The sequence below is a fragment of the Paenibacillus sp. FSL R7-0312 genome (assembly GCF_038004445.1).
Taxonomy (GTDB): domain Bacteria; phylum Bacillota; class Bacilli; order Paenibacillales; family Paenibacillaceae; genus Paenibacillus_AQ.
Genome location: NZ_JBBORE010000001.1, coordinates 5,945,005 through 5,967,575 on the forward strand (window position 1 = coordinate 5,945,005; position 22,571 = coordinate 5,967,575).

23 protein-coding genes are annotated in these 22,571 nt (G+C 50.2%); 2 read left to right on the plus strand and 21 right to left on the minus strand.

Translation table 11 applies throughout. From position 1 onward, the window contains the following. Window positions 1–24: 24 nt before the first annotated feature. The 13 genes from MKX70_RS26305 to MKX70_RS26365 all read right to left on the minus strand — a co-directional run bounded on the left by MKX70_RS26305 (window position 25) and on the right by MKX70_RS26365 (window position 10,309). The gene (locus MKX70_RS26305) at window positions 25–846 is read right to left on the minus strand and encodes a methyl-accepting chemotaxis protein (protein ID WP_340841171.1); all 822 of its coding nucleotides are present in this window, start codon (window positions 844–846) and stop codon (window positions 25–27) included. A gap of 92 nt (window positions 847–938) precedes the next feature. Then, entirely contained in the window at window positions 939–1,703 is a 765-nt protein-coding gene (locus MKX70_RS26310) for a DUF817 domain-containing protein (protein WP_340787849.1), read from the minus strand. A 33-nt stretch (window positions 1,704–1,736) separates the two neighbouring features. Beyond that, window positions 1,737–1,952 (minus strand): helix-turn-helix domain-containing protein, encoded by a 216-nt coding sequence (locus MKX70_RS26315; protein WP_042235296.1) that lies wholly within the window; start codon window positions 1,950–1,952, stop codon window positions 1,737–1,739. A gap of 10 nt (window positions 1,953–1,962) precedes the next feature. Continuing rightward, window positions 1,963–2,451 (minus strand): DUF2975 domain-containing protein, encoded by a 489-nt coding sequence (locus MKX70_RS26320; protein ID WP_042235294.1) that lies wholly within the window; start codon window positions 2,449–2,451, stop codon window positions 1,963–1,965. A gap of 543 nt (window positions 2,452–2,994) precedes the next feature. Continuing rightward, a complete protein-coding gene (rhaM, locus tag MKX70_RS26325) occupies window positions 2,995–3,309 on the minus strand; it encodes an L-rhamnose mutarotase (RefSeq protein ID WP_042235292.1) in 315 nt (104 codons plus the stop codon). A 132-nt stretch (window positions 3,310–3,441) separates the two neighbouring features. Next, window positions 3,442–4,746 carry an alkaline phosphatase family protein gene (locus MKX70_RS26330; protein ID WP_340841172.1) on the minus strand — a complete coding sequence of 435 codons (1,305 nt, stop codon included), beginning with the start codon at window positions 4,744–4,746 and terminating at the stop codon, window positions 3,442–3,444. 1 nt (window position 4,747) lies between these two features. Next, window positions 4,748–5,974 carry an MFS transporter gene (locus tag MKX70_RS26335; RefSeq protein ID WP_039308881.1) on the minus strand — a complete coding sequence of 409 codons (1,227 nt, stop codon included), beginning with the start codon at window positions 5,972–5,974 and terminating at the stop codon, window positions 4,748–4,750. Window positions 5,975–6,275: 301 nt separating this feature from the next. Continuing rightward, window positions 6,276–7,406 carry an IS4 family transposase gene (locus MKX70_RS26340; protein ID WP_042233458.1) on the minus strand — a complete coding sequence of 377 codons (1,131 nt, stop codon included), beginning with the start codon at window positions 7,404–7,406 and terminating at the stop codon, window positions 6,276–6,278. 339 nt (window positions 7,407–7,745) lie between these two features. Then, the gene (locus tag MKX70_RS26345; RefSeq protein WP_042235288.1) at window positions 7,746–8,516 is read right to left on the minus strand and encodes an ABC transporter permease; all 771 of its coding nucleotides are present in this window, start codon (window positions 8,514–8,516) and stop codon (window positions 7,746–7,748) included. Further along, window positions 8,517–9,275: an ABC transporter ATP-binding protein gene (locus MKX70_RS26350; RefSeq protein WP_340841173.1), complete on the minus strand. Its 759-nt coding sequence runs from the start codon at window positions 9,273–9,275 to the stop codon at window positions 8,517–8,519. Window positions 9,276–9,290: 15 nt separating this feature from the next. Next, on the minus strand, window positions 9,291–9,641 hold the full coding sequence (locus MKX70_RS26355; RefSeq protein WP_340841174.1) for a DUF1048 domain-containing protein: 351 nt from the start codon (window positions 9,639–9,641) through the stop codon (window positions 9,291–9,293). 15 nt (window positions 9,642–9,656) lie between these two features. Next, on the minus strand, window positions 9,657–10,004 hold the full coding sequence (locus MKX70_RS26360; protein ID WP_042235283.1) for a DUF1048 domain-containing protein: 348 nt from the start codon (window positions 10,002–10,004) through the stop codon (window positions 9,657–9,659). Further along, on the minus strand, window positions 10,001–10,309 hold the full coding sequence (locus tag MKX70_RS26365; RefSeq protein ID WP_340841696.1) for a PadR family transcriptional regulator: 309 nt from the start codon (window positions 10,307–10,309) through the stop codon (window positions 10,001–10,003). The genes MKX70_RS26360 and MKX70_RS26365 overlap by 4 nt, the downstream gene beginning before the upstream one ends. Window positions 10,310–10,523: 214 nt before the next feature. Here MKX70_RS26365 and MKX70_RS26370 point away from each other — a divergent pair, with 214 nt between their 5' ends. Continuing rightward, window positions 10,524–11,075 (plus strand): dihydrofolate reductase family protein, encoded by a 552-nt coding sequence (locus MKX70_RS26370; protein WP_340787876.1) that lies wholly within the window; start codon window positions 10,524–10,526, stop codon window positions 11,073–11,075. A gap of 21 nt (window positions 11,076–11,096) precedes the next feature. Here the strand turns inward: MKX70_RS26370 and MKX70_RS26375 are convergent, their stop codons facing one another. The 8 genes from MKX70_RS26375 to sbnA all read right to left on the minus strand — a co-directional run bounded on the left by MKX70_RS26375 (window position 11,097) and on the right by sbnA (window position 21,629). Beyond that, the gene (locus MKX70_RS26375; RefSeq protein ID WP_340841175.1) at window positions 11,097–12,083 is read right to left on the minus strand and encodes a GGDEF domain-containing protein; all 987 of its coding nucleotides are present in this window, start codon (window positions 12,081–12,083) and stop codon (window positions 11,097–11,099) included. A 251-nt stretch (window positions 12,084–12,334) separates the two neighbouring features. Then, window positions 12,335–13,201: a protease modulator HflC gene (gene hflC, locus MKX70_RS26380; protein ID WP_340841176.1), complete on the minus strand. Its 867-nt coding sequence runs from the start codon at window positions 13,199–13,201 to the stop codon at window positions 12,335–12,337. Continuing rightward, window positions 13,198–14,220: an FtsH protease activity modulator HflK gene (hflK, locus tag MKX70_RS26385; protein ID WP_081956793.1), complete on the minus strand. Its 1,023-nt coding sequence runs from the start codon at window positions 14,218–14,220 to the stop codon at window positions 13,198–13,200. Before hflK ends, hflC begins: the two co-directional genes overlap by 4 nt. A gap of 143 nt (window positions 14,221–14,363) precedes the next feature. Continuing rightward, the gene (locus MKX70_RS26390; RefSeq protein ID WP_042235276.1) at window positions 14,364–15,470 is read right to left on the minus strand and encodes a GerAB/ArcD/ProY family transporter; all 1,107 of its coding nucleotides are present in this window, start codon (window positions 15,468–15,470) and stop codon (window positions 14,364–14,366) included. Further along, window positions 15,467–16,729, minus strand: coding sequence for a Ger(x)C family spore germination protein (locus MKX70_RS26395; protein WP_042235274.1), 1,263 nt, complete (start codon window positions 16,727–16,729; stop codon window positions 15,467–15,469). The genes MKX70_RS26390 and MKX70_RS26395 overlap by 4 nt, the downstream gene beginning before the upstream one ends. 24 nt (window positions 16,730–16,753) lie before the next feature. Beyond that, window positions 16,754–18,265, minus strand: coding sequence for a spore germination protein (locus tag MKX70_RS26400; RefSeq protein ID WP_042235272.1), 1,512 nt, complete (start codon window positions 18,263–18,265; stop codon window positions 16,754–16,756). 74 nt (window positions 18,266–18,339) lie between these two features. Beyond that, window positions 18,340–19,305, minus strand: a complete 966-nt coding sequence (locus MKX70_RS26405) for a 2,3-diaminopropionate biosynthesis protein SbnB (protein WP_340841177.1) — start codon at window positions 19,303–19,305, stop codon at window positions 18,340–18,342. A 20-nt stretch (window positions 19,306–19,325) separates the two neighbouring features. After that, on the minus strand, window positions 19,326–21,629 hold the full coding sequence (sbnA, locus tag MKX70_RS26410; RefSeq protein ID WP_340841178.1) for a 2,3-diaminopropionate biosynthesis protein SbnA: 2,304 nt from the start codon (window positions 21,627–21,629) through the stop codon (window positions 19,326–19,328). Window positions 21,630–21,702: 73 nt separating this feature from the next. On the opposite strand from sbnA, the gene MKX70_RS26415 reads away from it, so the two are divergent. Further along, window positions 21,703–22,545 carry a YheC/YheD family protein gene (locus MKX70_RS26415; protein ID WP_340841179.1) on the plus strand — a complete coding sequence of 281 codons (843 nt, stop codon included), beginning with the start codon at window positions 21,703–21,705 and terminating at the stop codon, window positions 22,543–22,545. The last annotated feature ends 26 nt before the right edge of the window (window positions 22,546–22,571 follow it).

Consider the following 22,571-nt stretch of genomic DNA (forward strand, 5'->3'; position numbering starts at 1 on the left):
AACGGCCGCCTTGTTTATGATATTTTATTGGATTACGGATGAAATGAATCTGGCCATCTCCCCACTGGTCTCATTCAGCTTCTCAATGACATCGCTGAACTGGGTTACGAGCTCAGCCTGCGCCGAAGAAGACAAGGCAATTGCCTCAATCTCCTGCTCCATCTCCCGGATCGAACGCTGCACCGTGCTAAGAGAATCCTCGATCGACTTCGTGGCTTCCTTCGTATGCACCGACAGCTTGCGGACCTCTGTCGCCACTACACCGAAGCCTGCGCCCTGCTCTCCGACCCGCGCAGCCTCAATCGCCGCATTCAGGCCCAGCAGATTCGTCTGCTCGGAGATCTCCCGGATGAATCCGGCCACCTTGTTCACCTGCTTGGACTCTTCCACCGTCTTGCGGGAATTCTCCAGAATCTGCGCCGTCGTTGCCGACAGCTCCTCAGACTGGGCTGCTACATTCTGCACCATGTCTGCCAGCTGGCCGCTGATCTGATTGATGCTCTCGGTCAGCTGTTCCATTTTATCTTCATTTTCCAGCGTATAGGCAATTGCGAAGGCCCCGATGACTTTACCTTCATCCCCATAAATCGGGACTGCCGAAGAAACTACAGTTGCTCCGTACAGCTCAGGTGACAACCGGTTTGTCGTGGCGCGTCCAGCCAGGGCATTTCCGAGAGACGGATCATCCGGTGAAACGGGACTTCCTTTGGTTAAGCCGAAATCCAGCACTTTGCTTGGCTCATAATAATGGAAAATTTCTCTATCCGTAATACCGATCATAATATCCTGTGCGTGAATCTGCTTGAACAAGGGTGCTGCTGCGATCAGTGCTGTTAAGTTATCCATAAGCATCTCCTAAATGTGAATGTTTAGAATTATTATCGACACATTTAACCGATTAGTGAAGAGTGCTGATTATGAATTATGAACGTCCTGAATTATAAACGTCCCGCCTTAACATGCTTAAGCTGAGCCACAATAATGACGCTGATGATCACAAGCAGAAACCAAGAGCTGATCTTGCCAAAGCCCACCAGATGCCAGCTTTCATGCTGGTCCGGATATTTCCAGGCATTAAAGAAGGTAGCGATATTCTCCGCCAGCCAGATAAAGAAACCTACAATGATGAAAGCCAATGTCAGCGGCATCCTGTACGTTCTGTCCTGCACCCGGTAAATGATCCATGTTCTCCAAAAGACTACCAGCACCAGCGCCGTCAGCCACCAGCGGAAATCCGGAATAAAGTGGTGGGTGAAAAAGTTCAGATAGATCGCTCCGCCAAGCATTCCCGCAGCAGCCAGCCCCGGCCAGCCGGTCATAGCCATCTTCAGTCTGCGCCAGATCTGACACATGTAGCTTGCCACACTTGCATACATAAACCCGCTATACAGCGGTACACCGAGCAGCTTCGTGAATCCCGGATCAGGATACGCCCAAGATCCCATTCGTATCTTATAGATCTCCAGCAGCAGACCAATCACATGAAATACGCAGATGACCTTGATCTCATCAAGGGTCTCCAGTCCAGTGCGGTACATAAGGTACTGCACGGTAAGCAGTATCAGCAGAATAACATCATAACGGTGGATAAATGGCACTTCTATTCTGCTTGTAAGCAGGAGGGTTCCAAAGATCGCAACGGGAAAGATGCAGCTCATCGCCTGGTGATAACCAAAATGCAGCAGTCGTGTGATTGATTTCAAAAAGTTCCTCTCCTCGCCGGCCGGGCTTCCCCTTCATTCAATAGATTCCGGGGTGTATACTAATATATCTCCGGGCTGACAATCCAATGCCTTGCATATCGCCGCAAGTGTTGAGAACCGGATGGCCTTCGCCTTGCCGTTCTTCAAGATAGACAAGTTAGCCATCGTTATACCTACCTTCTCTGTAAGCTCTGTTACGCTCATTTTCCGTTTCGCCAGCATCACGTCAATATTGATAATAATCGCCATGGTCGTCACCTCAGACTGTCAAATCATTTTCAGATTTTAGTTCGATAGCTTCATTCAGTAGCTTCTGGAGCACCGCTGCGAATACAGCGATCACCATGGAAGCCAAAATAATGATCATTCCAATAACGATAATCCCCGGAGCGTCATCCCTCTCTGCCATGAGATAGAACAGCGGCATCCCTAAGACAAACATACTGCTGATGGCGACTGCACACCGTTTGATATTCTTCAGCACCTGTACTGAGGCATCCGAGAATGCCTTGTTCTGATCGATATAGCCTAACAGCTTAAAGGCTTGATAGAGGGCAATGTAAAAAGGTAGCGCCGCCCCATACAAATCGATCATTACGAGTGCCTGTATGTACGCATGCTCCGGATACAGCTCTGCTGCAAATTCAGCAATCTCCGGCACTACAAATACACATAGAGCAAGTGCAGCCATTCCAAACAGAATAATTACTGCCTTCAAAAAAGTGGTCGATCCTGGTTTACGTTTCATCAAAAAAACACCTCACTTCGTATTCGTGAGTTTAATTTATCACAATATTTATTGTTTATCAATATATTTATATTGATATATAATATATTATTATTGTTAATATCTCTGCCGAGCCGCGAATCGAGGCTACTGCACTGCAGGGCGGCAGGCAGCAAAGGGTACGACGGATTTGTGCTTGGCATTGTCACGGCATGACAATCACCGCAGAGCAGGATATAGAGCTCTATCCTTGCTTGCGGGTCTCTGTACGCCTTGCCAATATAAAACTTGCTCAAGAAGAGCTTCCCCTCTTCTTGTCTGGCCGAGATATATCCGACTGTGGAGCCGTCATTATGGATCAAGTAATATTCGTAGCCCTGATGATAGATCTGATTCGTAATCGCCGGAAGCGATTGGAACTTATCAATCATGTAATTAATCTGCTCGATTGTAATAATCGAAACATAATATTCGTGCCATATTTCTGCCGCCCATTGAGCAACCTCAGGAAAATAAAAAAGAGCCCCACACTTTCGTCATAGGGCACTCCAGACTACTAACTGGCTATTTTAAATAGAATACTTCTTTCAGGCTCTTGGATACCGGGCTGTGATCAGCGTTAGTCTCCATTAACGGCTCCATATACACCCACCACTTCCGGCAAATCTCCGTCTGCGACATCTGATCCCACCGCTCTTCGTCTTCAATCTCTACGTAAGCAAACAGGCTGCCCGTTTCTTCATCCAGAAAAATAGAATAATGATGTGCGCCATGGTTCTTCAGCTCTTCAGCCATCTCCGGCCACAGCTCATCATGACGGCGTTTGTACTCCTCATAAGCATCGGGATAAACATGCATAACACTCGCTTTTCTAATCACTGTTCAGCACTCCAGACGTATTGGGGTTTGGACAACATTGAATGAACTATACTGCACATTATATATGAACCAGTCTGGCAATCTCAATGGCCCCTGCTTCCGAGAAGTGCGTGTTATCCTCTGCTCCCTATCTTAATCTGCAACAATCTCTTCCAATGCTCTCCCGTCCCCGTGACCGAAATTGATCCCCAGAATTCTTCCCAGCGTCGGCGCAATATCGACCATTTCGATGTCGCCGATAGAGTAGTCCTGTTTAATCATGCCGCCGGAAACGACAAAATTGCACCGGTAGCCGCTTTTGTCAGGAGAATAACCATGCGTAGCATAACGAACTCCATGTGCCTGCAAATCGGTAACCAGCTGCTCCTCTAGACTCTCATCGAAACAATAACCGCGCCGCGCTTCAAGCATAAACATTGTATAGGGACTCGCATGAAGATCATCCAGATTCTCCCGGTTATACACACATTCAATTCCTGACGCCCCGTCCTTCATGTATTCTTCAACAGCCGTGAGTGCCTGCTGCTGCGCTTCCTCGTCTCCCGGCTGGACATGCAGGTACGCTGAACCTCCGCCGCACTGGAAGTACGCCCGCCATCTCATTACGCCGCCCTCTTCATAGATCAGACCCTTTGCCTGTAAAAGCTTGTTCAAATGCACTTTGTAGCGCACATTGAACTGACCATGGTCTCCGAGGACCATAATCACCGTATCTTGCCTGATCCCGGCATCATCCACAGCCTGCAGGAGCTCACCCAGCCGGTTATCCATGCGCAGGATGACTTCTTTCACCTCATCACTGTCTGTCCCATACAGATGTTTGGCATCATCCAGGTCAATCAGATGCATCATGAGCAGATTAGGCTTGTTGCGCTTAATCGTGTCTATCGCACACTTCGTTGTAAAGTCATCCAGGTAAGGCTGGGTAATCCCTTGCCTGATCCGGCCGTATTTCAGCTCCATCCGGATGCAGTAGGCGGGACTGCCACTTCTCAGCACCTTAAGTGCCTGATTCTCACCTTTCAGCGCCCTGATTTCCGGAATATTATAACGGATCGAGGACTTGCCCGAAACCGGCCAGAGGAGTCCGGCGGTACTGAGCCCTGCCTTACGTGCAGCATCATAAATTGTCGGTACCTTGACCGCCTCACGGAACCAGAACCAGCGCTGGTCCTCCTCCTTCACGAACGGCTGCAGCGGATTGTTGTGGTGAATACCGTGCTTGTCCGGATGAACGCCGGTAGCAATGGTGGTATGAACTACATAGGTGAGTGTGGGATATACACTCCGCAAGCGGTTGCTGTGGACACCTTGCTTAATCAGTTTGGATAAATTGGGCAGCCGGCTGGCCAGCTCCCAGTTGTCCTCCGAGAAGGCATCGTAGGAAATGACGATCAGATGTTTAGCTAATGGCGCGCGAGGCGTTGTCAGTTCCATGTTAGTTCCCCTTAGGTAGTGTGATGAAGATGAAGAATCCGATCAGAAACAGCGGAATTATGGATAAAATGCTAAAGCGGGCCTCGCCCGTTAACGTCGTAGTCAGTGACATCAGCGCCGGGCCGAGAATTGCCGCGAACTTGCCGAAGATATTATAGAAGCCGAAGAATTCATTGGAATTCTCCTTCGGGATGATTTTCGCGAAATACGACCGGCTGAGCGCCTGGATGCCACCCTGGGCCGAACCGATCAGCGCGCCGAGAATAAAGATATGCCACACTGAGGTGATGAAGAAAGCCGCAATACAGGAAATGATATAAGTGAAAATCCCGAAGATAATCAGCTTGCGGGCAGAGTGGGTTTTGGCCAGATTACCGTAGAGAATCGCACACGGAAAGGCAATGATCTGGATGATGAGCAGAATGCCCAGCAGGGTGAAAGTGTCCAGGGAATCCCCGCCCAGCACCGAAGTCGCATACGGCACCACCATTTTAATAATGGTATCTACCCCGTCGATATAGAAGAAATACGCGATCAGGAATACAAATACAATTTTGTGCTGGCGGATATTCATGAAGGTGTTCGCCATTCTTTTGAAGCTGTTTGCAACCGGATTGGGTTCAGGCTCAATATAGTAGCGCTGCTTCACATCTCTGATCATAGGCACAGTGAGCAGCCCCCACCATAGTGCAGTAATGATGAATCCGATCTGATAACCGATGGCCTTGTCCATCCCCATCATGAATATCAGCAGCAGGCTGATCCCAAACGGTATACAGCTGAAGATATAGCCGAAGGCGAACCCTCTGGTAGACACCTTATCCATCCGCTCATCATCTGTAATATCGACCAGGAAGGAGTCGTAGAAGATATTGGCCCCGGCAAACCCAACCGCTGACAGAATGTAAAAAGCAATCAGTAGCTGCCATTGTCCGCTATCCGGTGACACGAAGGCCAGGGAAGCCGTAGCAAGCACGCCTACCGCAGCGAAGAAGATAAAGAACCGCTTCTTCCTGTCCTTGTAATCGGCAATCGTCCCCAGGATCGGACTAAGCACCGCCACCAGAATACTGGCAATGGAATTGAAATAGCCCAAATCCATACTGCTGCCCACAGTGGTGAACATGCCGAAGATAATGGGCAAAAGCGCCGTAGTCACCGCCATCGAATAGGCAGAATTCCCGCAGTCATACAGAATCCATGATTTCTCCTCTTTACTCAGCTTCATCTAATCTTCTCCTCTAATAACCGATTGTTTCAGTTATATCACGCGAACATATGAAGCATGTTAATGGGATGTAAAATCACAGAATCTCTGGCTTAGTGGCTATAGCCTTCCCAATATCCTGCAATATACATGGTCATTATAACCTGAATTACCAAAGGAAAGGGTGAAAAATATAGATTAAGCTCACTAGATTCACAGAATATATATGGGCAGAGGGTGCTGCCGCAGAATGGAGACTTTTCAGTAAACACTGTAGAAGACATAAATGTTGTAAGTTTTACAGGCCTGTTGATTCCCCATATTATGGGATGGATATAATCCCCAAAACCCCTTTGTTCCTGAGCAGACTAAGTTGAACCTGCCACTCCAGCGGAAGACTAAATATACGCCAATGCTGCATAAATTCCCAAAGGGTCAGTTGAGCAAAGGCAGGCACGTTGGGGTGGATTTCATCATAAACGCGTTTCAGAAGCACATAGACAGCAAGGGCCACAAACAATTGGCTGTATACCGCATTTTCGGTGGTTCCAAATAGACATGGCACGTTCAGATGCTGTTTAATCCAGCGGAAAAAGACTTCAATTTCCCAGCGTGCCTTGTAGATTTCAGCGATCACATGAGCGGACTCTTTTCTCAAATCGGTCACGACCCGTACGACTTCACCCCGGTCATTTTCAAATTCTACGACCCGGTGGCGCTGAGCAGATTGGCACTTCCCTTGACCGATATAACAAGTAATATCACGAACAATTTTCGTTTCTCCCTCTGCGGGTCGCTGGAGTTCTCTTGGCTTCACCAAATGGAGATTGTCTTTGAGCCGAATCACAAACGACTGGCCCTGGAGCACATATTGATCCAATCTGCTGATTTTTCCATACGCCCGATCCTGTACCAAAATGTAGTCCGTATCTGCCAAGACTTCTCCAAACGGAGCGTCATTGCGCTTCGCGATCGATTCCTTCACGTTCAGGGGTGAACGCTGGCCATGCGAAAGAGCAACATGCAGCTTAATACCCCCTCTGAATTTTTTGTACGAGGCCCAAGGCATTCGAGAGTTCGCTGCCGTGACCGTAGTCGAGTCAATCAGCAAAAGATCTTTAGGAAGATTCAAATGCCGCCGGGTTTGGCGGTTACATTTCGTGACGAGCATTTGAAAGATACGTTTGAAGATTTCGTAAGGGACTTCACCGGCCTTGCCGGAAAGGGTGGAGTAATGAATTTCTGGCAAGTCAAAGCTTGGGCCTAAGCGGGCACTCTGCCGGAATCCGTCCCATTTGTGGTAGCAGGCTTGGACAAAGTAATCGAGCAGCAACCCGACGGTCATTTTGGTTCCTCTATCCACGTAGTCCTCGGTTTGTCCGGTCACCATTTGGACTTCTTCCGGTGTTAACACTTGTTTGAAAACGGCTAAAAATGGGGTATATTTATTCATGAGGTCGCCTCATTTCGGTTTGGTTTGGTCGTACTTACCATTACCCGAAATGGCGGCCTTTTTCGTCCCTTTTTTTGGGAAATCAACACGCCTATAAGTTTTACAACTTTGGATCATGGATAGTTAGGTATCCGGGAGGATTGTTGTATAAAATACAAGAATAATTCGGCTAAGCCGCTTGAAAAAGGTAAAATCCTGCATTTATACAACAATTCCGGATTTGGGGTGATATGAGAGGAACACTGAGACAATACTTAACCGTCTGCAAGCAGAAATGGCGCCTGTCCCGGAAGGTTCGGGAAGGCGCCATGCTTTTGATATCAGAAACCGGGCAGCCGTTCACGCCGCCTTTCGTTTATATACGCGCATCGCAAACAGATATGCGGCAATCATTATCCCCAGGCACCAGGCAAGTGCAGTCCAGATGTCATGTCCGGCAGGCTGCCCTGCCAGCAGGGCGCGGACCGCTTCCACTATTGAAGTTACCGGCTGGTTCTCAGCAAAAATACGGACAGCGCGCGGCATCGTTTCAGTAGGCACAAATGCGGAACTGATAAAGGGAAGGAAGATTAGCGGGTAAGAAAAGGCACCTGCGCCGTCTACCGATTTGGCGGACAGTCCGGCAATCACCGCGATCCAAGTCAGGGCCAGCGTGAACAGCGCCAGTATACCGGCCACGGCAAGCCATGACAATACTCCAGCCGGAGAGCGGAAGCCCATAAGGAGCCCTACAAGGATGATGACGGCAACCGAAATCGCATTGGACACAAGTGAGGTCAGCACATGCCCCCAGAGCGCTGCGGAACGTGCAATCGGCATCGAGTGGAACCGTTCGAAGATGCCGCTCTGCATATCCATGAACAGCCGGTAAGCTGTATAGGAGATGCCGCTGGCAATTGCAATCAGCAGGATGCCGGGCAGCAGGTAATTCACATAGTTGTCCGTGCCGGTCTGAATGGCCCCGCCGAGCACATAAACGAACAGGAGCAGCATAGCGATCGGAGTGATGGTGACTGTGATGATGGTATCCATGCTGCGGATAATATGGCGCATGGAACGTCCAAGCATTACGCTCATATCACTGAAGAAGTGCCTCACTGTCATTTCCATTTACTTTCCCTCCTTTTTAGCGGTGATGGCGAGGAATATCTCTTCTAATGTGGGTTGTTTCTCCACATACTCCACCTTGTCAGGCGGAAACAGCTTCTTCAGCTCGGCGAGTGTGCCGTTCGCAATGATCCTGCCCTCATGCAGGATGGCAATTTGATCGGCCAGCTGTTCGGCTTCCTCCAAATACTGCGTGGTCAGAAATACGGTCGTGCCCTTAGCGGCAAGCTCTTTGACTGTCTTCCAGACTTCGCCCCGTCCTTCGGGGTCAAGTCCGGTGGTCGGCTCGTCGAGAAAAATAAGCTGCGGCTCTCCTACAAGGCTCATGGCGATGTCCAATCTCCGGCGCATACCGCCCGAATAAGTAGACACCCTGCGGCTCCCGGCTTCGGTCAGGCCGAACCGCTTCAATAGATCGTCCGCTATCTGATGCGGATGATTCAGGTGACGGAGCCTGGCGATCATGATCAGGTTCTCACGGCCGGTCAATATCTCGTCAACGGCGGCAAACTGTCCGGTCAGGCTGATCGACTCGCGTACATGATCAGGCTTCGAGGCGACATCAAAGCCGTTGACGGTGGCACTTCCCCCGTCCTGTTTCAGCAGTGTAGTGAGGGTTCTGACAATCGTTGTCTTACCCGCACCATTGGAACCGAGCAGCGCGTAAATTTCGCCGTGCCGCACCTCGAAATTGACACCTTTCAGAACTTCTATATTATTGAAGGACTTTCGCAAACCTTTTACTTCTATTGCATTACCCATCTCTGTTTCCCCCTTTCACTTGGTTTTATCCATAGCCTTTTTCATCGCCTTGGCCACTTCTTTGTCTACAGGTTCCTGATAGATATCAGCGTAGGTTTTGGAATCTTTAATGAGATCGTCGCAGAAAGCTGCTACGTCCCTGCCCGTGACCTCAAGCACTCCTTTTCCCAGGGCGGCACCCTCTTCAAACAGATCCACAATTCCCGAGAGCAGATCCGTCCCCTCTGTGAGTTCGACCGGACCGACCTTGAAAAGATACTTTTGCAGCTCTTTGTAAACAATCTGGTAATCCTGCGGGAGTGCTTTAATACGCGCAACATGCGCCCGCCACTCTTTTTTGCCCTCAATTATATCCCGTATTCTCATTGTCTCCTCCTCCTCCTATTTCCCTAATTTTCGGGCAATAGTATTGTTCAGCTCCTGGCGCCACTTGTCACGGTAAGACTTTGCCCCTTCTTCGCCGGCCAGTGCGGAACAAAAGCCTTTGATATCATCACCTAACACTTCCCTTGCATTCTGTCCGTCTGCCGCCGTTTCTTCCAGAAGGCCAAGCACACCGTCAAGAATGGGCATAAGATTGCGGCCGGTGAGATCGGAGTGCGGCCAAAGCCCGTCTTTAATTTGTTTCCAGGCCGCCTGATAATCAGCCGGGAGCTTTGTGACCCGCAGCTCGAAATTTTTGAATTCTTTGGTCATGTCGCTGCCGGTGATTTTTTCCCAAAAATTCATTGTTTTCTCTCCTTTAACTCGTTCATTTTGGAGGATATGAACTCCCACTTGCCCCAGAATTTCTGCAGCTCTTCACGCCCCGCATTATTAAGCGCGAAGAACTTGCGCGGCGGGCCCATATCGGAAGGTTTCTTAGAAGTATCTACCAGCTTGCTCTTCTCAAGCCGGATCAGAATGGTGTACACCGTTCCCTCTACCACATCACTGAAGCCGAGGGTATTCAGTTGCCTAGTAATTTCGTAACCGTAGGTTTCTTTGCGGCTTATAATTTCAAGGACACATCCTTCAAGCACGCCCTTCAGCATTTCCGTCAGATTATCCAGCACAATTCCTCCTCACTACTCTGTATGACTGGTATTCAGTATCACTAACTACTACTACATAGTATCACGTAGTAGTGGAATGTCAATAGCTGTTATTCTGATAATTAAGCTAAAGGGCGGGTTTGTTTAGTCCACCCACCTCCGTTAAACTAAAGTTGTATCCGGCAGGCTAAAAAGGAACATAAGGAGGCTGCATATGGGGCGTGTAATCCTGCAGATGAATGTGACGCTGGACGGTTGCTGTGACCACACGCAGGTGATAGCGGATGAGGAGCTCCACCAGTATACGGTGGATTTGATGGACCAGGCCAATGGCCTGCTTATGGGACGTAAAATCTACCAGTTGATGGAAAGCGCTTGGCCAGCCATTGCTATTAGCGGTGCAGGACCACAATTTTTGGTCGACTTTGCACATAAGCTCGACCGGAAACCCAAGTATGTCTTCTCGCGGACGCTGGATCAGTTGTCGTGGCAGAACTCTTTTTTGCTAACGGGGACAGTATCAGAGGAAGTGCAGCAGCTTACTGCAGAAGGAAAGAGCCTGGTCGTTAACGGCGGTCCCGGCCTCGGCTCTACTCTGGCAGGGCTAGGCTTGGTGGATGAATATCACATCCTGGTACAGCCAATCGTTGCCGGACGTGGTCCCCAATTGTTAGGGGGAGTCCGTGAGCGGCTGGATCTGAAGCTGAGCGAAACCACAACCTTCGGTTCCGGCGTCGTGGTACTCCGCTATACGCCCGTCCGTTAACCACCTGACTGACCACCGAGTTTATGTAAGCTGCGGTTCAGCATAGCAAATTTGGTTTCTGCCTTTTCCTTTAGCCTCATATAAAGCTTCGTCGGCTTTCTCCAGCATTTCTGCCGGGGCAGATTCCGGAAAAGAAGAAACCCCTACAGAAATCGTAATCCTTAGCTGGGACTGGTCAGGAAGTACAAAGATGCTGTCTTGAACCGAGGTACGCAGCTTCTCGGCGACCGTCATGCCTTTATCTGCCGTACACCGCAGAAGCAGAACCGCGAACTCTTCTCCACCTTTGCGCGCACAATAATCGCGTATACGGATACCGGACTGGAGAATATCCGCGAGTTTAGACAGAACCACATCTCCGGCCGCATGACCGTATGTATCATTAACAACCTTGAAATGATCGATATCTATTAACAGCAGAGAGAACGCCTCATTCTGGAGCGCGCTTATTTCCGCCGTTTTTTTGAAAATCAGATTAAAGGACCGGGGATTATGGAGTCCCGTAAGGAAATCCCGCTCTGCAGCCTCTTTAAACATTTCTAAAGCGTCATGGGATCTCTTCAGGTGGTTAATGAGCAGATAATTAAACAGGCATGCCATAAAACAAATCATGTCAAATAAAAGAATCGTGCCTATGTTAGTCCAGCCTACCAGCGGAAGCAGTATACAGGTGGAGAGTATGACCATACCGCAAGCTGCAACCAGCCACCGGTAAAAATCCGGGATTTTAAGCGAAAAAGCAAAAACGCCCACCAGAAAAGTAATCGCGATATTTACAACGCCTAATAGGGTCGCTTCATTAATTTCACCAAGGAAAAAAAGCCGGAACAAAGCAATTAAACTTGTCGAAATCATCCCGGTAACAGGCCCGCCAAGATATGTGGCTGCCAGAATCGAGACTTGCCGGAAATCTATAATGGTTCCATCGCCTAAAGGAAAAGCAAAATACAGCTGAACAATGCCAAACAGTCCAAACCCGATTCCGTATAAAGCATGGAATTGAAGCATGGAGAACGCCCGCTTTCCTTTTAAGAGGGTCAATATCATGTCCCCGAAAAAGATAAACGTAGTAAGCAATGAAAAATTGATGAGCAAATTAACAAGCATAACATACCCCTTACAAAATAAGTGATATCCCCTTTGATTCTATAATGAGGGATAGTTGAAGATTCCCCATCAGTATAGCATGGACATTTCAAAGAGGCCCATGCAAAAATCGCATGGGCCTTTCATATTTACGTCCCACCAATCAGATGAGGTTATTGCCCCATCAATATTTTGGCATATGGCGAATCAATCGGTATCATGATAACCGGCTCATTCTTCAGCGTGGTCACATAACTCTCCAGGGTACGATAGAAGCTATAGAACTCGGGGGACTTTCCATAGGCCTGGTTATAGATCCTGGCGGCTTCCCCTTCTCCTTCAGCGATGATTTTTTTAGAATCGGCTTCAGCCTGGGCCATCAGCTCTCTTGAGGAACGGTCGGCCTTGGAGGTGATTTTCTTGGATTCCTCGTCACCCTCGGACAGATAACGCGCGGCGATGGACTGGCGGTCCGATATCATCCGGTTGTATACACTTTGTTTGTTCTCCTCCGGCAGATCCGTACGTTTGATCCGTACGTCAATCACTTCAATCCCGTAATTATCACGGGTTAAGGCGGCAATGACATCATTGGTGATCTCATCGTTAATGTTACCCCGTCCGGTGTCCTCACTGATAATATTCTCATAATTGACTTCCGACAGCTTGCGCCGCACGGAGTTATATACCGCTTCATCAATACGCTGAATCCCGCCGCCTACCGATTGTACTGTTCTCAGGAATTGTGAGGCATTGGTGATTCTCCACACGGTATAGTTATCAACCACAATCGGCTTCTGGTCCTTCGTCAGAATGCTGGTAGGTGAGCTTTCGTATGTCATCTGATACTTGGGGAGAGCTGAGACATTCTCGATAAAAGGGATTTTCAGCCTCAGTCCAGGCTCATCAACGGTACGCATCGCTTCACCGAAGCGCAGGACCACCTTGTATTCGCCCTCCTTTACTACATACAAAGAGCCGGCAATCAGAATAGCTAGAACAATAGTTGATATCAGTCCGATGATCTGGTTTCTTTTCACTCTGCATCTCCTCCTTGCGGCGTGGCCGAAGCAGCCGGGCTGACCGGAGTGCTTCGCATCAGCTCATTCAGCGGCAGATAATTCACAGTATCGCTATCCGAGTTGGTTATGAAGATCTTGGCGCTAGGTAGAATAGTCTCCAGTGTCTCCAGAATCAACCGGCTTTCGGTTACGCTCTTATTGTTGCTGTATTCGGCAAATATGGCGTTAAACTGGGCTACATCCCCTTGCGCATTCAGGATACGTGATTTCTTCTCGCCTTCGGCTCTCTCGATCAGCGCCTGCGCTTCACCGCGTGCCTTAGGGATGATATCGTTCTCATATTTCTTGGCGTTGTTAATCTTCGTGTTCTTCTCTTCACGGGCATTGGTAACCTCGCGGAAGGCTTCTTCTACCTGGCCGCTCGGCGGTTCAATATCCTGGAATTTGATATCAATGATCTGAATACCGGTGTTGTACTTCTTCTGCAGATCAACGAGCAGCACCCGGACCTTATCCTGAATAACCGTCTTTCCGTCTGTAATGGCATAATCCAGCTTCTCGGAACCAATTACCGCACGGATGGAGGAGCTGGCCGAGTTACGCAGAAATTTGTCCGGGTCATCAATGTTATACAGATAATTGCGGACATTGCTGATCTTCCACTGTACTACAGCATCGGCAGAAACGATGTTCTCATCGCCTGTAATCATCATCGCCTCATCTTCAACGGCTACAGCTCCGTCAGCCTCCTGACGGTACCCGATGTGTATCCGCTGGGTCAGTTCCGCAGGCACCGTTATCACTTCCTGTATTGGATAAGGCCATTTGAAATGAAGTCCTGCCGAGGACTCGTTCGTGTATTTGCCGAAGGTCAGGATAGCTGCACGTTCCTGCTCCTGCACGGTATAGAATGAAGATGCGCCAATATAAATCAACACAGCGGCAGCGGCTACCCCTAATCCAATCTTCTTATACATTCCCGGTTTCAGCTCGGGAAGCTTGCGTCCCGGGACCGGATTTTTCCCATCCCCATTCATGAAATTCAAGATGCATCGCTCCTTTTTACGTATTTAAGTCTATATAGAGATACATATACGTAAATAAAACAAAAAAGTCGCAAATTTCGCGACTTTGTTCAAGCTTGTTGGATTTTTCTGCGTTTTTCTCATTCGCAGTAAGATTAGCGCCGGATATCGGTATGAAAGTTTGCTTTCACAGCCGAAACCAGCCACAGGAATAGCGGAATTCCGATCATATTCACAGGCAGCACATAACGGATCCATACTCCCTTCAGCAGCAGCCCGGCCGGAGGATTCAGAATGATCACCAGCATGGTGAGGATGAACGAGACTGCGGCTACGATCAGGGATATTTTTTTCCAGCTGCCGGTCTTGCCGGTCCACTGGGCCACGCCATAGCTGGTAATGAACATATAGATGGACAGCTTGACGAATATGCAGACCAGCCACACCGCCATCACAAATATATCCATATTCTGAATAAACTCCATCAGATAGACCAGCTTGACCATCTCAAAAAAAGGAAATTGCAGCCGACCGCTTACAGCCGGACCAAAGGTCATAATGACCCACAATACGCCAAACAGCAGCACTACCGAGGATAAGGCTACTCCCAGCAGCACCGCCTTGCGGGTTCCTTTGCCGGGATGCTCCACAAAGGGAAACAGCATCATGAGCAGAACGGATTCGCCCAGCAGCGAGACCGGTGCCAGGGCTCCTTGCAGGATTGGTCCCGGTCCGGTATCTGCATATACAGGCAGCAGCATCGGCGCATTGAGATTATTGACAGTGAGCGCAAAGGTGAGCGCAAGAATAATCATCAGAATCGGCCCCCACAGCTCACTGACCCTGCCGATGGCTTCAATGCCTCCATGGTAGACCGTGTATATAACTACGGCCAGCATCGTTCCGATGACTACCCAGGCCGGTGTTTTATAGAGAACACTCAAGCGTATGAACAAGAATTCATCGCGCAGAATGAGACCGATCACCCAGAACCATTGGAGAATGAACGGAATGACAATCAGCTTGCCGCCCCATTTTCCCAGAATAGTCACACTGTACTCTATCAAGGTCTGCCGGGGATACCGGGAGCTGAGCTTGGACGCAACATAGGTAATGACCAGACCCGCGCCTCCAGCCAGAATATAGGAGATCCAGGCGTCCTGCTTGGCATAAAGAATTGTTGCTGTCATCGAAATCAGCAGGTTGATCCCGATTTCCATCATCATGATCATCCAGAACAGCTGCCGGTTGTTGATCTTCATTTCCCTTCACCGCCGTCTCTCGTTGGCAGCAGCGATTGTCCTGTCAGGCCTGTCCCGGTGAGGTCCAGCTTAACCGTAATGTCCATATCAATATCCGGAAAGATCGTATCCCAATCCGCAGCAAGCTTCTTCCACTGATAGGGATGGCGGTGATGAATCGTATCTCCGAATCCGAAGATATCGCATTTGAAATCCTTCTGCACTTTGGTTAAGACTTTCTTAATCCTCGCTTCAAGGTATTGATTCATCCGGACTTCGACCTTTTGCACATTGTCCGGCTTGGAGAGGTTCAGCGGTGAATTATTCTCTTCTATGAACCCCTTTCCCTCAAGCAGAATCCGGAATTTGGGCAGAGCTCCGGTCATAACCGGTGTAATTTGACTCTTGAAGGTGTCCACATTAATGCTCACGGTCTTGCCCCTGGTTGCTCCAGAGAGGGCATCCGCTGCCGCTCCCCCCGGCTTGTCTGCATCAATAGAGTTGATAATTGTAGTGAAATTCCGGAAGGCCAGCTGGTTCGTAATCCAGAGTCTGACCCAGAATTCATCATAATTCAGATATCCCGCCAGCTTCAGCTTCTCATTAAAAACAGCCGCCCCGTATAAGCTCAAGGTCGTCTGCGGCGGGCTGTCCTCCGGTGTCTTCTTGTCCGTATTTACTTCCGGAGTTTCAATCGAGAGTGCAGGCATGACGCCGCAACCGGTGCCATTGGCCATGATGAAGAAGTCCAGCAGTGAGCGGCTGATGGGTGCCCCGCTTTTCTCCTGAATCTTCTGCACGGCAATTGCCGGATTGGCTTCAAGCTGATAAGCAATGCTCATCGCCTCCTGCGCAGTCCCGCCCTTGACAACAAAAATATTCGACCGCGGGCGGACCATAGGGCTTCGGCCATATTCGTCCATGATGGAGAAGACCCCCTTCTCCGCCAGCTTCTCCCCGATGAAGATATTCCGCCGGTGTCCCGGAAACAGTACCCGCGAAAGCTTTCTCTGCATATTCTGTTCGGCATCCCTGTTGTTCTTGCCGAAGGCACTTTCGGTCATGAACCCGGATGTGCTGCTCTGTCCTCCGCTTTCCTGACCGCCTGATTTGGATACCAGCGGCAGCACAAGATTGGCCGTAGCCAGATATTCTCCGTTCTCCATCAAGTCCATGCCCCAGCCCAGGACAATCGCCTGGTCGTTCAATTCCTGACGGTCCCAGCAGCCGGTCAGAATCAGGGATAAGGCGAGGAATACAGAGCTTATTTTCCTGAACATATGCCCCCGTCCCTTCCCTGCCGGTTATTTGGTGCGTTTGGGGAACCGCTCAGTCTTGCCATTGGTCAGCCATGGCATCAGCCTGCGCATCTTATATTTGGGTGCACGTACAAGCACATCATTCAGATTCTCCATAGACAGCGGCGCATAAGGCGCCATATAAGGTATCCCAAACGGCTTCAGCGTCACCATATGCACCGAAAGCATAATCAGAAACAATACAATTCCATAGAAGCCGAGAATTCCGGCTGCGATGAGCAGAGGAAACCGGAGCATCCGGTAGGCAGCTCCCAGGTTATACAGCGGAAAAGCAAAAGAAGCGATCCCCGTCAGAGACACAATGATTACCATGGGTGTAGATATGATTCCCGCAGCTACTACCGCTTGTCCAATGACAAGGGCTCCGGCAATACTCACCGCAGGCCCTACCTGCTGGGGCAGCCTGATTCCCGCTTCACGCAGACCCTCGAAGATAAACTCCATAATCAGAGCCTCAAACACTGCCGGAAGTGGAACGCCTTCTCTGGCAAAGGCAATACTGACCACGAGCGGTGTAGGCACGACCTGCAGATGGTAAGTGGTCAATGCCACGTAAAGGGAAGGCAATAAAAGTGAAGTATGGACGAAGGTATATCTGATCCAGCGCACAAAGGTGGCATACATAAATCTGTCGGTATAATCATCTACAGCCTGCAGCCCGGACCAATAGGTCATTGGAACGATGAGCACAAACGGCGTGTTGTCCGTAATAATAATAACCTTGCCTTCCAGCAGGCTGGAGACCGCCACATCGGGCCGCTCGGTATTCTGAATCTGGGGAAAAGGCGAGAACACGTTATCCTCAATGTATTCTTCGATATTGCTGGAATGAATGATCCCGTCAATTTGGATTTTTTGCAGACGGGCTCTCACTTCCTTGATCAGGCTCTCCTTGACGATCCCTTCCATATAGCCGATTACAACATCCGTTTCCGTGATACTGCCGAGTGTCATACTTTCCAGCTTCAGCTTGGAGGAGCGGATACGCCGCCGGAGGAGGGAGGTATTGGTCCGCAGCGTTTCCATGAATGCATCCCGCGGCCCGCGGACGACCTTCTCCGAGGTAGCCTCCTCAATCGAACGTTTCTCCATCTTGATCAGGCTGGCCACCATCGCAAAAGCATTGCCCTCTGTGAAAATAACCGTCTCCCCGCGCAGAACAGCCTGGATGACTTCCTTCGTATCATAGACTATGCGGATTTGCAGCGTCGGAATAAAGACCTCTTTCAGCTCTGCCTCTCTGCCTTCATTGACCTTAGTGCTTCTGCGGAAATGCTCCAGCAGCGGCTGCAGCACAAATTCATCCACGGCATGCGTATCGCACATCCCGTCCACATAGATCAGTGTTGCCCGGTTGGTCCCGTCAATGCTGCAATTCCGGTACATAATATCTGAGCAGCCCAGAAACTCCAGCTCCATCCGTTCTACGTTGAACGCAAGATCCGGATACAATCTCTCTGGCTCATTATGCTCTTTGGCTGTTTGTTGTTGTTCCATGCGGCATCCATCCCCCTCCTGTTGGTATTTGCTGGAGGGGACGAAATTATGCATAGATCCAGGACATTCACCGTTTAAGCCAGCTCAGTCCCAATCCCCATTTCTCTCGCCTTTTTAACATAATGCACTGCCACAGCGATATCAAAAACAGCCATGCCCATCGGACAGAAGAGGATTGGATCATCGGCGGCGAATGTACTGAGACTGCGGCGGCAGACGACATCGGCAAGCGTCTGTGTTCCGGAACGGGTCAGCCCCTGTTCCAGGTGAAGCTGCTCGATATCCGTATTCTCCCGGCATACTTCCTCCCAGTCGTCGACGATGATCGCTTTCAGTGAAGCCAGCGCCTCCGGCTTGTAATCACGCAGTGAAACATTCAGCAGCAGCATGCCTTTGGCGGGGGGAAGATCAATATACCGGTGATCGGACACTGTACAGGTGATAAGAATATTAGAATGCAAGTAGACATCCGCCCACGTCTCTGCCACTTCCATCCGCTCCATGTATGGAGATGGAATTCCTGACAAGTCTGCTCCCCGTATATCGTAGATACGAACCCGTTCAATCCGGTCTCCGAACAGAGCCATAGCCATCTGACAATGATATTGCCCGATAGGCCCCCAGCCGATAATGCCAAGCTGAATCCGCTCCATTGAACGGCTCTGCAGCACATGACGGATCATCAGCCCGCTGACAGAAGCCGTTCTGACGATGCTGGGAAGCGGCGAGTTCAGAATAGCTGAGGGCTGGCCCGTACCCTGGTCATTTAATACGATGATACTATGCGCACGCGGGAGACCCGACCTGATATTGTCAGGGAAGCTGGAAATCCATTTGATCCCGGCTGTATTGACATTCCCCCCGGCATAAGCCGGCATGGCAATGATCCGGTTACGGGGATCCTTATACCTCAGGTAGGGCTTTACCGGCTGCACATAATCACCGGAATGGATGAGGTGCACCGCAGCTTCTGCTGATTCTGCAAGAGCAGCCCAATTCAGGCCTACTGCCCGCAGATCCTGGTCATTTAAGTACAGCAACCTGTCTCCTCCTTATGCGGTCATGTTAGGAACTCTTCATCTGCTGGCGGGAGCTGTTGTCCAAACTGGCTCTGAACCCAGGAATCCGAGAATACCGTATCGAGATAACGTTCACCCTTATCATGCAGAATAGCGGCGCAGACAGCTCCGGGAGGGAGCTCCTGCTTCATCTGCCGGATGGCCGCAAGAACTGCCCCGGAGGACGCTCCGGCCAGAACCGATTCCTTCCGTGCAAGCGCCCGGCAGCTCTGAACCATATCGGAATCGGTAACATGCACAATATGGTCAATCAGATCTGTTCTGCAAAAAGGCGGCACAATGCCGGCACCAAGTCCGGGGAACCGCCGTTTCTCCTGATTGCCGCCAAAAATTGCGCTGCCCGCCGCATCAACAGCCACAATCCGGGTCTGCAGCCCGTTGTCCTTCACGTATTCTGCAAGCCCGCGGATCGTCCCGCATGTACTGACAGCGCAGAACAGATAATCCACCTGTCCAAGCTCAGCCACGATCTCTTTCATGGTTGTATGATAATGGGACAGATAATTATTGGGGTTCGCATACTGGTTCGGCCAGTAGCTGCCCGGTACCTCCGCGAGCAGCTGCTGCACTCGCTTCAGTCTGGCCGGCAGAAATTCCCCTGTTTCGGGATCGGGACAGGCAACATAATCGATGGTTGCGTCCAGAGCCCTCAGAATCTGAAGATTCATCTCTGTCGTCCTGGAATCCACAACACTGATGAAGCTCATCCCCAGATATTTGCAGATCATAGCCAGGCTGATCGCCATATTTCCCGAACTTGATTCAATAATGACTGTACCCGGCCCGATGAGCCCTTCCTTCCAAGCCTCCCGGATCATCCACAGTGCCGGACGGTCTTTCGCGCTTCCTCCCGGGTTCATCAGCTCCATCTTCGCGTATACGCTGAACCCGCCTCGCGGAAACAGATGGTCCAGCCTGATCAAAGGCGTCTTGCCGATGGCCGACAAGATACCGGTGTCCAGGTTCAGCTCTGCCCTGTCATTGACTCCATCCTTCTGATAATACAGCTTCTTATTCTTCACCTGTCTCGTCTGGAGCTTCCCGCCGTCTGCTGCCAGAATGACCTCAATATCGTCAAGCAGATGATTGCGGATCATCAGTCCGATTTCCGGAATGCATTCCCTGATTTCTTCCCTGATCGCCGGAACTGCGGATGGAACCGCAGATCTGCTCTGGATATACACAGTTAATGCATTATTGCTGACCTGGACCCGGATCATTGCATCCTGGAGATGACGGTAGACCACCTGTTCAATATCGTAGATGCTGATCTTCTCCCCGTGCTTCAGCTCGCGGCCCACCCGTTTGACGATGGACCCGAAGCTCTGCTTCTCCGTCCCGTCTATCTTCACTGTCCTGAAATCCCTTACGACATCATAGGTAACAAAACGGATAGCGGGCAGCAGCCTGCGGACAGTTGAGGTAAGCACCAGGATGCCTTCTCCAACTCCCAGAGGGTCCAGCCCTTCCCCTAATGCCTCAGTTCCGATGGCTTCCGCAACAATCCCGTCAGCAAAGATATACCGGCCCAGATCATGCGAGTAGTACGCGATTGTGCCGATTTCAATAGACCCGTACGTATCGGTAATGTCCTGCGGCTCAAGGCCGAACAGCCGGGCCATATTCCGCTGCCACTCCACTGTTGCGATCTCACCAACTAGAATGATCTTGCGGATTCCGAGCGAACGCGGATCTTCAGCAGCATATACGATATGGTCCAGAATAGAGGGCATCGTATACAGCAGGTCGGGCTTAAATGCCTGAATCCGCTCTATATGCTGCTCTATCGGCAGCTCGAAGGGGATTGAGCTGTTGACAAGTCCCAGCCGTTCGAAAATGGACAGCGCCGTATTCGCAGCATGTCCGGTTCCCATATCGGCCAGCGCCCTTGTACATCCGCTTCCGGCAATCAACTCACCGAACAGCTTTGTTTTGATATTGATATAATGGGCGTCATCTTCTTCTGAGTAGACTATAGCCTTGCGCCGGCCTGTACTTGTACCCGATGTCCGGTATACGGCGAGCGAAACATCTGGTGTGCTGCTATAATAATGGGTTTCAAGAATGTCCGCGGTCATCAGGGGAAGATTCTGCAGACTGTAGTTCGTAGTCTCACTGCTAATGATTCCCTTGTACCAGGGGAACTGCCCGATGACTTCAAGTACTTTATCCCGCCAATTGTCCATCAGCATCATGGATGCCTCCTGCTCCGGCTGCATGCCGCAGCCTCTTGGATTCACACCTTCAATAACATATGTAGCAATCTCCAGTTGTGTTCTGCCCATCACGTCTGCCCAATCAAAAGCCCGCTCTCTGCCGTACTATGGCCTATAAGAAGCTACCGGACGGAGGGCTACGATGAAGAAGCAGCAGATCAACCGTATTTCCAATAAACTGACGAAGACAAGAGTACTGGCGGAGAAGCCGGAATTAAAGAGGTATATCCCGGACACAAGAAGAATGAGCCGGAGTGTTCTGCATGCAATGCTGCAGAAATACCAGATGGTATATATTAAGCCCTGCTGCGGCTCACTTGGCGAGGGGGTTATCCGGGTTGAACAGAGGACACCTACAAGCCGGGGCCGCTCTGGCGGGAGAGCTTCTGTCGTGACGCAAAAATGCACCTACCGCTATCAGGCAGGTACACGGCTGAGCACATTCGCTGATTATGACAAGGCATATCAAGCAATCATGGAGGAGACCGGAGGGAAACCCTATTTAGTACAGAAGGGCATCCATCTTCTGACATACGGCGGGCGGCCGTTTGATATCCGCGTAATGGTGCAGCGCAATCCTCAGGGAAAGTGGGAAGCTACAGGAGCGGCAGGACGCGTCGCGCATCCGCAGAAGGTGGTTACGAATGGAAGTCAGGGCGGGACCATATATCCGGTCGAGGAACTGCTTGGCGTTCACACTAGCCTGAAGAAGCACAGCGCTCTGATCACGCAAATGAACGAACTTGGCGTGAAGTCTGCCATTCAGTTAAGCTCTGCCTATCCGGCGCTGAATGAAATCGGCGTAGATTTCGCCTTAGACCGGCGGCTTAGCCCATGGATTCTGGAAGTAAATACCGCCCCCGATCCCTGCCCGTTCACCAAACTGAAGGACACCCGTATGCTTGACCAAATGATCAGATACGCCAAAGCCTACGGCCGCACCTATAATCTGAAGTGCATGAAGGCTAAGCGGGGGATGAGATGATAGTATCAATCCCGCATTCCGCTCGC